A 10,698-nucleotide genomic window follows, 5' to 3' on the forward strand; every position below is an offset into this window, starting at 1 on the left:
CCGGCGCCGGACGGGGGCCCCGCGGCCCCCGCCGGGCCGCCGGGAGCTTGCGGGCCCGCGCTGCTGTTCACCGGCGGCCGGTTCGCGACCGCCGACGCCGGGGTCGCGCGGGGCTGGCTGCTGGTGCGCGACGGGCTGATCCACTCGCTGGGCACCGGCCGCCCGCCGCAAGCGCCGGCCCGGGTCGTCGACCTGGGCGGCCGCCTCGTCGTGCCGGGTTTCGTGGACCCCCACTGCCACGGGGGCGCCGGGCATTCCGTCTACACCGGGGACCCCGACGACGTGCGGGCCGCTGCCGCGGGTCACCTGGCGCGGGGGACGACGACGATGCTCGCGTCGATCGCCACCGTCGAGCCCGGGGCCATGGAGGCGGCGGCCCGCGCCGTGGCGTCCGTCATCGACGACGGCTCCGCCCCGAACCTGGCCGGCATCCACTTCGAGGGGCCCTTCCTGTCGCCGCAGCGGCGCGGCGCGCAGACCAGGAGCGCCCTGCGCGCACCGGAACCCGACCTGCTGGAGCGGCTGCTGCGGGCCGCGGGCGGCCATGCCGTCTCGCTGACGCTGGCACCCGAACTGCCCGGCGCCGTCGATCTGGTGCGCCGCTACGCGCGAAGCCTGGTGTGCTCCCTCGGGCACACCGACGCGGACGCGGCCCGCTTCGCCCGGGCCGTGGACCTCGGCGCCCGCGCGGTGACGCACCTGTTCAACGCGATGCCGCCGCTGCACCACCGGGAGCCGGGGCCGGTCGCCGCCGCGCTGCTGGATCCCCGCCTGGTGTGCGAGCTGATCGTCGACGGGCACCACCTCGCCGACGACACGGTGCGCCTGGCCCACCGGCTCGCGGGGCCCGAACGCCTCATGCTGGTGAGCGACGCGATGCCGGCCGCGGGCATGGCGGACGGCACGTACGCGTTCGCCGACCGGGAGGTGAGCGTCGAGGGCGGAGTGGCGCGGCTGCGCGGCACCCGTACGCTCGCCGGCTCGACACTGTTCGTGGCGCAGGCGCTGCGGCGGGCCGTTTCGGTGGTGGGGCTGCCCCTGGCCGACGCGGTGCGGATGTCCTCGGGCACCGCCGCCCGGCTGCTCGGCCTGCGCGACCGCGGCGAGCTGCGGCCCGGGCTGCGCGCCGACCTGGTCGAACTGGACGGGGAGTTGCGGCCGGGCCGCGTGTGGCTGCGCGGACAGCCGGTGCCGGGGACGCCCGCGGCGTGACGCCCACACCCGGGACGCCCGTGCCGTGGGACCGGGCGCCCGGGGTGCCCGTGCCCGTAAGTCCGGCGTCCCGGCCGCCGGGCGTCCCGCCGCCCGGCGGCGGCCGCCTCAGCGCGCGTTCTCGGGCGGCAGCTCGTACGAACCGGTGCGCGCCGGTCCCGTGGGCCTGAGCGTGAGCGCCGTGATGCCCCCGCCGGCCCCGACGGCGGTGCGGTCGACGACCTCGAAGCCCAGGGCCGCCGCGCCGTCGGGGAACAGGCGCGCGCCCGTGCCGAGGTACACCGGGAAGACGAGGAGGCGGTGGAGGTCGATGACGTCGTGGCCGAGCAGAGAGCGGATCAGGGCGCCGCTGCCGTGGATCTGGATCTCGTCGCCCGGCTGCTCCTTCAGTTTCCGGGCCGCGGCCACCGCGTCCCCTTCGAGGACGGTGGTGTCGTGCCATTCCGGGGCGGTGAGCGTGGCCGAGGCGACGTACTTGGGCAGGGAGTTGAGGCCGGTGGCGATGGGGTTGTCCGGGTCGGTGACGCGCGGCCAGTACGAGGCGAAGATGTCGTAGGTCCGGCGGCCGAGGAGGAAGCCCCCGGCGTGCTCGAACACCTTCGCCATGTAGTCACCGAAGGTCTCGTCACCGTAGGGCACGGACCAGCCGCCGAGGCGGAATCCGTCGCTGGTGTCCTCCGACGGGCCGCCCGGCGCCTGCATGACGCCGTCGAGTGACACGAATGTGGTGGCGGTGATCTGGGCCATCGTCCCTGCTCCTGTTCGCTGCGGCCGCGCGGCGGGCGCCCCGGCCGGGGCGGTGCGGCGCGTGTCTGGTGGTGTGGACCCCGCCCGCGTCCGCAACTCATCGCCCGCGGCGGCCCTGATTCTCCCCGTCCACCATGCCGCCGCGGGCTCCGCCGCGCGATCGGCCGGACGGCGCCGCGAACAGGCGGGCGGGGCGCCGCGAACGCCTCCCTCTATATGTTGACGCTGGAAGGAAACCCTGGTTAGTGTCACCGCGCGAGGGACTTCGAAGAGAACGGCTGGAACGACGGTGACGACAGTGACGACGACGCATGCCGACCACGGCGACACGTCCTTGCGGGCGGTCTCCCTCCACGAGGGCTGGACGCTGCGGCACGAGGGCCGGGCGCTGCCCGCCCAGGTGCCCGGGTGCGTGCACACCGACCTGATCTCCGCGGGGGTCGTCCCCGATCCGTTCCTGTCCAGGAACGAGACCGACGTCGACTGGGTGGGCCGCCGCGAGTGGGTCTACGACACCGTCCTGCCCGCCCGCGGGAGCGGCCACGAACGCACCGACCTGGTCTTCGACGGACTCGACACGGTCGCGGAGATCAGTGTCGGCGGCGAGGTCGTCGGCCGCACCGCCAACATGCACCGCGGCTACCGCTTCGACGTGACGGACCGGACGGCGGCGGACACCCCGCTGTCGGTGCTGTTCGCCTGCTCCTACGACGCGGCGGAGGCCGTACGGGAGCGGCTCGGCGCGTCGAAGGAGGCCTACGGCGAGGACCCGCGCCCCTTCATCCGCAAGATGGCCTGCGCCTACGGCTGGGACTGGGGGCCGTCCCTGCCGACGGCGGGCATCTGGAAGGACGTGCGCCTGGAGCACTGGTCGACCGCGCGGCTCGCCCGTGTGCGCCCGCTGGTGAGCGTGGATCCCACCACGCGCGCCGGACGCGTGGAGGTGCGACTCGACGTCGAACGGACCGTGTCGGGAGCGGGCCTGCCGCTCGCCGCCGAACTCCGGGTCGGCGGGGTCACCGCCGGGGTCACCTTCGAGGGGGACGAGGCCGTGGTCGTGGCGGAAGTCGCGGACGTCGACCTGTGGTGGCCGCGCGGCTACGGCGAACAGCCGCTGTACGACTGCGAGATCACACTGGGCGCGGCGGACGGCCCCCTCCTCGACTCCTGGTCGCGCCGCATCGGCTTCCGCGACGTCGTCGTCGACTCGCGGGCCGATGAGCACGGGACGGGTTTCACCTTCGTCGTGAACGGTGAGCGGGTCTTCGCGCGCGGTGTGAACTGGATTCCGGACGATGTGTTCCCCTCGCGGGTGACGGCGGAGCGCTACCGTGAGCGTCTGGCGCAGGCCGCGGAGGCGGGTGTCGACACGGTCCGGGTGTGGGGCGGGGGGATCTTCGAGCGGGACGAGTTCTACGACGTCTGCGACGAACTCGGGCTGATGGTGTGGCAGGACTTCCTCTTCGCCTGCGCGGCCTACCCCGAGGAGCAGCCGATCCGGGGCGAGGTGGAGGCGGAGGCGCGCGAGAACGTCGCCCGGCTGATGCCGCACCCGAGCCTCGTGCTGTGGAACGGCAACAACGAGAACCTGTGGGCGTTTCGCGACTGGGGCTGGGAGGAGCCGCTCGCGGGCGACTCGTGGGGCGAGGGCTATTACCTGGGCCTGCTGCCGCGCGTGGTCGCGGACACCGACCCGAGCCGGGCGTACTGGGCCGGCAGCCCCTGGTCCGGTTCCTGGGAGCACCACCCGAACGACCCCGCGCACGGCGTCGTGCACAGCTGGGACGTGTGGAACACCACCGACTACACCGACTACCTCGGCAGTGTGCCGCGGTTCGTGTCGGAGTTCGGCTGGCAGGCACCGCCCGCGTACGCGACACTGCGGCGCGCGCTGCCCGGTGAGGAACTCGTCGCCGACTCGCCGGGAATGCTGCACCACCAGAAGGCCGACGACGGCAACGGCAAGCTCGAACGCGGCCTCGCCCGCCACTTCGCCGTGCCCGCCGCCACCGACTTCGACCGCTGGCACTACCTCATGCAGGTCAACCAGGTACGCGCCGTCACCACCGGCATCGAGCACTGGCGCTCGAACTGGCCCGTGTGCGCGGGCACCATCGTCTGGCAGCTCAACGACTGCTGGCCCGTCACCAGTTGGGCCGCCATCGACGGCGACGCCCGCCGCAAACCCCTGTGGTACGCCCTGCGCGACCTCTACGCCGACCGCCTCCTGACGATCCGGACCCGCGACGACACCCCCACCCTGTGCGCCGTCAACCAGTCACGCGAACCCTGGGACACCGAGGTGCGCCTGCGCCGGATGGACGTGGACGGCACCCTCCTCGCCGAGACCCGCGTCCCGCTCGCGGCCGGCCCCCGCCAAGTGGCGTTCGCACCGGTGCCCGACGCGCTCCTGCCCGCCGCCGGATCGGCCACCGAGTACCTCGTCGCCGACGCGGACGGACTGCGCGCCCTGCATCTGCCCGTACGGGACCTGGAGTTCGCCTACCCCGACCCCTCGTACGAGGTCGCCGTGGAGAAGGCCGGGGACGGCGCCGCCGAGGTCACCGTCCGCGCCCGCACGCTGGTGCGGGACCTGCTGCTCCAGGCGGACCGGCTGGCGCCCGGGGCCGTCGCCGACCGGGGCCTGTTCACCCTGCTGCCCGGCGAGAGCGCGACGATCCGGGTGACCGGCTGGGCCGAGGCGGACGCCGGGGCCGCCCGGGGCGCGCTGTTCGCGGTGACGAGCGCCTGACGAACGCGGTGGGAGGGCGGGCGCCCTTGCGCCTGCCCTCCCACCGCGGGGCCCGGCGCGGGAGGTCGGAGCGCGATCCCGCCTCCCGGGGCGCCGGGCTCAGCCGCCCAGGGCGCGATGGCGTGCGGCGAGTGCGGCGGCGCCGGAGGCGGTGAGCGAACCGAACAGCCGGAGCCGGGAGATGCCCCCGTCGGGGAAGGTGTCCAGGCGCACCCGGTCCCCCGTCACCGGCTCGGGCAGCACGAAGCGGTGCACGGCGTCGGGTTCGAGGCGGGTCGGGGGCAGCGCCTGCCGCCACCGGTCCGCCTCGCCGTCGCACACGGACAGGCCCGCCCAGCCGGCCGCGTTGCCCTTGTAGCAGGCGGTGTCGATCTCGACGGCCCGGATCTCGGCCTGCGCGGCCGTGCGGTAGCGGATCCAGTCGTGGCCGCCGTCGCGCCGGCGCCTGGTCTCCCAGCCCTCGTGCATGGTGGCCGAGCGCCCCGGTGCCAGCGTGTTGGAGCCGGGCGAGAAGAAGCGGTCGGAGGTGTCCTCGACACGACCGCCGTGTTCGAGGGCGAGGACGTCGAAGGTGCCGAGCGCCGCGAGCCACGCCGGGTCGGGCACGGCCTCCCCGTACACCCGCAGCCGGGCGATCCCGCCGTCGGGGAACTGCCGCAGCCGAAGGTGGGTCAGGCGCCGCGCCACGTCGACCTCGAAGCCGTTGGCCGCGTGCCCGCAGACCGCCGTGCGCGCGACCAGCGGGATCCACTCGACCCCCTCGCCGGTGAGCTCGGCCACGGACGGCTGCCCCGGCAGGGCGGCGCCCTCCACGGCGACGGCCTGCGGGTTGTTGCCGCGGAAGTGCGCGGTGTCCACCACGAGTCCGCGCACCACGCCGGGCAGGCCGAGGCGGATCAGCGCCCAGTCGTGGTCGTCCTTCGCCGGGTGCGGGTCGCGGGGGCAGGTGCCGCGCCTGCGCCGGGTCTCCCAGCCGTCCATGATCTTGCCCTTGTGGCCGTAGGCCTCCGGGTCGAAGACGGGGCGCTCGCGCAGGAGCAGGTTCTCGCGCTCCGCGAAGAACTCGTCGTTGGCGGCCACCACGGCGGCGCCGAGCCGGCGGTCGGCGAGGTCGGCCAGGCGCGTGAAGCCGAACTCGGCGGCACGGTAGTCGGCGTACGGGTCGCCGCCGCTGTAGGGACCGGCGGCGGGCCGCTCCGGATCCGGTCGCGTTCCCGCGGGGGCGGGGGTGTGCGGTGCTCGCGTCACCTGTCATGTCCTTTCGAGGAGCCGGCCCGTGGGCTGCCCCACCGCGCCGGCCGTGGATATGCGGCGGCCCCTGAGCCAGGTCGAGACGACGACCCCGTGCAGGGTCCGGCCCGCGTAGGCCGTCACGGGGTTGCGGTGGTGCAGCAGCGCGGGATCGACGGTGAAGGTCTCCTCCGGGGCCACGACGGCGAAGTCCGCGTCGCGGCCCGGCTCCACGGCGCCCTTGGCGCCGAGGCCGGCGAGGGCGGCCGGCGCGGTGGACATCCAGCGCGCGACGTCGTCCATCGTGCGGCCCCGGCGCCGCGCCTCGGTCCACACGGCGGGCAGGCCGAGTTGCAGGGAGGAGATCCCGCCCCACGCGGTCGCGAAGTCGGAGGTCTTGAGGTCGGCCGTGCACGGCGAGTGGTCGGAGACCACGCAGTCGATCGTCCCGTCGGCGAGGGCCTGCCACAGGGCGTCCTGGTTGGCGGCCTCCCGGATGGGCGGGCAGCACTTGAACTCGGTGGCGCCGTCGGGGACCTGCTCGGCGGTGAGGGTGAGGAAGTGCGGACAGGTCTCGGCGCTCACCCGTACCCCGGCCCGCCGCGCCTCGGCGATCAGCGCCACGGCGTCGCAGGACGACAGGTGCAGGACGTGCACGCGGGCGTCGAGCCGCCGGGCCGTGTCGATGAGCGTCCGGATCGCCGCGTTCTCCGCGTCGCGGGGGCGCGAGGCGAGGAAGTCGGCGTACGCGGGCCCGGCGCGGCGCGGGGCCCGTTCCAGGGCGTGCGGGTCCTCGGCGTGCACGATGAGCAGGCCGCCGAAGCCCGCGATCTCGGCGAGCGAGGCCGCGAGCCGGCCGGGGTCCAGTTCGGGGAACTCCGGTACTCCCGACGGCGAGAGGAAGCACTTGAAGCCGAAGACGCCCGCCTCGTGCAGCGGGCGCAGGTCGGCGAGGTTGCTTGGCAGCGCACCGCCCCAGAAGCCGACGTCGACGTGGACCGCCGGGCGGGCGGCGTCCTGCTTGACGCGCAGGTGGGGCACGGTCGTCGTCGGCGGCAGCGAGTTGAGCGGCATGTCGACGAGTGTGGTCACGCCGCCGGCGGCGGCGGCCGCGGTGGCGCTCGCGAAGCCCTCCCAGTCACTGCGGCCGGGGTCGTTGACGTGCACGTGGGTGTCGACGAGGCCCGGCAGCACCATGTGGTCCCCGGCGTCCTCCACCGGGGCTCCCGGGGCCACGTCGGCGTCGTACGGCAGGACGGCGGCGATCCGCTCGCCCGCGACGGCCACGGTGGCCGGGCGGGTCCCCTCGGGCGTGACGACGCGGGTCGAGCGCAGGACGAGAGTGACTTCGGGCATGCGTTCCTCTCGGGCCGGAACTGCGGAGGCGAGTGATTCAACGAATTGTTGAAGGATCTTTCTCCGCCTGTCCGGGACCGTCAAGGAGTTCGCCGTTGGACGTTTCCACAAAGCGAAACGCGGGTTCCGTGCAGCAGAATGTACCTTTGGCCAAGACGCCGGAGGCTCCCGGCGCCCGATAGGCTTCAGGCTCGCCCGACCGTCCGTGAAAGGACCGCCCACGTGCCGTCGTCCCGCGCCAGCTCCACAGACGCCGCGAAGCCGCCCGCGGGGAGCGGCGGCGTCCAGTCCCTGGAGCGCGCCTTCGACCTCCTGGAGCGGATGGCCGACGCGGGCGGCGAGGTCGGGCTGAGCGAGCTGTCGGCGAGCAGCGGTCTGCCGCTGCCCACGATCCACCGCCTCATGCGCACGCTCGTGGCGTGCGGCTACGTGCGCCAGCAGACCAACCGGCGCTACGCGCTCGGCCCCCGCCTCATCCGGCTCGGCGAGTCCGCCTCCCGGCTGCTGGGCACGTGGGCGCGGCCCTACCTCGCCCGGCTCGTCGACGAGACCGGGGAGACCGCCAACATGGCGCTGCTCGACGGCGACGAGGTGGTGTACGTCGCACAGGTGCCCTCCCGGCACTCCATGCGCATGTTCACCGAGGTCGGCCGCCGGGTGCTGCCGCACTCGACCGGAGTCGGCAAGGCCCTGCTGGCGCACCTGCCGGCCGACGAGGTGCGCGACCTGCTGGCGCGCACGGGCATGCCGGCGGCGACGGACCGGACGATCACCACGCCGGACCGCTTCCTGGCCGCCCTGGACGAGGTGCGCGCCACCGGGTACGCCGTCGACGACAACGAGCAGGAAGTGGGCGTGCGCTGCCTCGCGGTGCCGATCCCCGGCTCGCCGACGGCGGCCGCCATCTCCATCTCCGGACCCGCGGGCCGGGTGACGGAGGCGGCCACGGGACGGATCGTGCCGGTGCTCCAGGAGGTGGCGGGCGCACTGTCCGAGGTGCTGACGAACGCCTCCTCCTGAGGACGGCGGCGGTCCGCCGAGCCCTCGCCCGACGGCGCCCGGCCCCGACGGACCGCGCGGCCCTCGCCGGCCCGCGGCCCTCTACGGAGCGCGGCCCTCCCGCCGCTCGCGACCCGGCCGAGCGGCACGCCGTCCCGTTCCCGCCCTGCCGCTCGATGCGCGCGGCCGGACGCGTCACGGGCCCCGCCGCTCCCCCCGCCCCTCGCGCACCTGACGCCCCTCTCGCGCCTCTCGCGCCTGACGCCCCTCTCGCGCCGTGACGACGCTCCCGCGCGTCATGTGACCGGCCTGGGTGGGTCCGGGGCGGGGGCAACGGCAGTCGACGTCTCCCCGGCCCCCGGTCCCCCCGGCTCCGGCCGGGCACCGCCCGCCGGGCGGCCCGACGGGCGCCCGCGAGAGGGCACTTCGGCAGGAAAAACACAACGTCGACAGGGCGCGCGGCGGCGGCTATCTTCTCCAGACGTCCGGCGCCGCCGTCAGCCGTGCGGAGCTTCGTCCGCCTGGACCGCCCTCAACCGGGCGGAGTTTCCTCAGCCTCGCCCCCCCGGCCGCCCGGGGGTTCCGTCAGCCCGAACCGCGCTCAGCCACGCAGGGGCCCGCCGGCCCCGGGCGCTCGCGACCGACAAGCCGACCCGTGCCCACAGCTCCCGCCTCCCCGCGCACGCCGCCGGATCGAGTCCGCTCCCCGACGGCGAGAGCGCCGGGGACTCCCGCACACCATGTCCACTCACCAGGGAGAACCGCATGCCCCGTCTTGCCCTCTACACCTTCGGCGTCCTGAAGTCGCCCCTCTCCGATCCCGCGGGTCTCACGCGGGAGTTCTACGAGCACGGCGAGGCCGTCCACCGGGCATTCGACCGCCACCCCGGACACGTCGCCCGCGCGGAAGTCGCCGAGCACAGCCGCGGCGCCCTGTTCGGCGCGGACTGGGGCGACTGGGGCGAGTTCGCCGTCCCGGCCTGGTACGGGAAGGGCCGCACCGCGGAGACCACCGCCCTGGCGGCGAGCCTCTCGCTCTGGACCGGCCTGCGGCCCGCCTTCGACTTCGTCTACACCGGTCTGCACCGCGCGGCGCTCAACAGGCGTCACGACTGGTTCGAGAGGACGGGACGCCCGGCCTACGTGTTCTGGTGGGTGACCGACGGCACCGTACCCACCTGGCAGGACGGGGTCGCCCGGCTGGAACACCTCGACGACCGCGGCCCGGAGCCCTGCGCCTTCACCTTCCGCCACCCGTTCGATCCGGCCGGAGCACCGGCCGGATCCGAGGACGCCGGACCGGTGGGCGGCCCGTCCCCGTCCCACGCGCCGGCCCGCGGCTGACGGCACCCGCCGGGCGCGTGCGTGCGGCCCCTTCCGCGGCCGGCGCTCAGGCGCCGCGGGACGGAGGGCCGCCGAAGACCTCGACGCCCGTGCGCACCGCCATCAGCGCGGGGCCGAGCGCGCTGACCGAACCGATCGATCCCACGATCAGCAGCAGCGAGCGGCGCATCCGGGTGATCTCGGGGGAACCGCCTTCCACCATCGCGGCGAGCGCCGCCAGCTCCTCCTCCGCCACCCCACGGTCCGCGAACTCTCCTGGGTAGGCAGCGAGTTCGCGGCGCAGCCGGGACACGGCGGTGCCCAGTCCCGCGACCCGCGGGTCGCCCGTGGCGCCCTCGGCCTCCGGGTCGCCGCTCTGCGTGCGTCCGCGCCGCCCGCGCGGCCGGTCCTGTTCCCTCACCCGCGTACGCCCCATGCTCCCAAGCACAGCCATCCCCCTCGGCCCACATCGTCGTGCCGGCTCGCACCCCACGTCGGCGGTCAACCTCCCTGGTTTCGCGGGCAAGTTAACGCGTACCGAGCGGTATGCGCCACCTGGCGGTCCGAATACGGCGGGATGCATCGCCGATGGGGTATGCAAAGGCCATGGAATCCACACCCAGTGAACACACCGCGACGACGCCCCGGGTGGCCGGACTGCTGCTGGCGGCCGGGGGCGGACGCCGGCTCGGCGGCCGCCCGAAGGCGCTGCTGCCCCACCACGGGCGACCGCTGGTGGAGCACGCGGTCCGGGTGCTGCGGGAGGCGGGGTGCGGGCCGCTGCACGTGGTGCTGGGAGCGGCGGCGGACGAGGTCGTCGAGCGCGCCGACCTCGCCGGCTGCGTCCCGGTGCGCAACCCGCGGTGGGAGGAGGGCATGGGATCGTCGCTGCGCGCGGGGCTCCACTCGCTCGGAGCGCCCGGCGCACCCGGGGCGGCGGTCAGCGCCGGGATGCCGGCGGGCGGCAACGGGTCCGCCTGCCCGAGAACGAGTGGACCGGCAGTCTCGCCGACTTCGGCGTGAAGATCGCCCGGGCCGACCTCCAGCCCGGGGACATGCTGCTCTTCCACAACCCGGCC

8 protein-coding genes and 1 pseudogene are annotated in these 10,698 nt (G+C 75.1%); 5 read left to right on the forward strand and 4 right to left on the reverse strand.

What is annotated here, in order from left to right; all coding sequences use genetic code 11:
• Positions 1 to 1,212: N-acetylglucosamine-6-phosphate deacetylase (gene nagA / locus L1885_RS16090; protein ID WP_235797804.1), on the forward strand; the 1,212-nt coding region annotated here is incomplete at its 5' end.
• A 108-nt stretch (positions 1,213 to 1,320) separates the two neighbouring features.
• Here the strand turns inward: nagA and L1885_RS16095 are convergent.
• A complete protein-coding gene (locus L1885_RS16095) occupies positions 1,321 to 1,959 on the reverse strand; it encodes a dihydrofolate reductase family protein (RefSeq protein ID WP_235797805.1) in 639 nt (212 codons plus the stop codon).
• 298 nt (positions 1,960 to 2,257) lie between these two features.
• Between L1885_RS16095 and L1885_RS16100 the strand changes: the two genes are divergently transcribed.
• A complete protein-coding gene (locus L1885_RS16100) occupies positions 2,258 to 4,711 on the forward strand; it encodes a glycoside hydrolase family 2 protein (RefSeq protein WP_235797806.1) in 2,454 nt (817 codons plus the stop codon).
• 99 nt (positions 4,712 to 4,810) lie between these two features.
• On the opposite strand, the gene alc is transcribed toward L1885_RS16100, so the two are convergent.
• Together alc and allB are read right to left on the reverse strand one after the other, a co-directional pair.
• Entirely contained in the window at positions 4,811 to 5,959 is a 1,149-nt protein-coding gene (gene alc, locus L1885_RS16105) for an allantoicase (protein ID WP_235797807.1), read from the reverse strand.
• A 3-nt stretch (positions 5,960 to 5,962) separates the two neighbouring features.
• Complete coding sequence (allB, locus tag L1885_RS16110; protein ID WP_235797808.1) at positions 5,963 to 7,297, reverse strand: allantoinase AllB; 1,335 nt, start codon at positions 7,295 to 7,297, stop codon at positions 5,963 to 5,965.
• A gap of 222 nt (positions 7,298 to 7,519) precedes the next feature.
• On the opposite strand from allB, the gene L1885_RS16115 reads away from it, so the two are divergent.
• The gene (locus L1885_RS16115) at positions 7,520 to 8,317 is read left to right on the forward strand and encodes an IclR family transcriptional regulator (protein WP_235797809.1); all 798 of its coding nucleotides are present in this window, start codon (positions 7,520 to 7,522) and stop codon (positions 8,315 to 8,317) included.
• Positions 8,318 to 9,061: 744 nt separating this feature from the next.
• Positions 9,062 to 9,640 (forward strand): DUF3291 domain-containing protein, encoded by a 579-nt coding sequence (locus L1885_RS16120; RefSeq protein ID WP_235797810.1) that lies wholly within the window; start codon positions 9,062 to 9,064, stop codon positions 9,638 to 9,640.
• Between the two features lie 46 nt (positions 9,641 to 9,686).
• Here the strand turns inward: L1885_RS16120 and L1885_RS16125 are convergent, their stop codons facing one another.
• On the reverse strand, positions 9,687 to 10,055 hold the full coding sequence (locus L1885_RS16125) for a DUF5955 family protein (RefSeq protein ID WP_268984143.1): 369 nt from the start codon (positions 10,053 to 10,055) through the stop codon (positions 9,687 to 9,689).
• A 170-nt stretch (positions 10,056 to 10,225) separates the two neighbouring features.
• Here L1885_RS16125 and L1885_RS16130 point away from each other — a divergent pair.
• Positions 10,226 to 10,561, forward strand: a pseudogene (locus L1885_RS16130) (nucleotidyltransferase family protein); the annotation flags it as partial.
• Positions 10,562 to 10,698 lie beyond the last annotated feature (137 nt).

The sequence above is a fragment of the Streptomyces fuscigenes genome (assembly GCF_021556455.1).
GTDB classification, from domain to species: domain Bacteria; phylum Actinomycetota; class Actinomycetes; order Streptomycetales; family Streptomycetaceae; genus Streptomyces; species Streptomyces fuscigenes.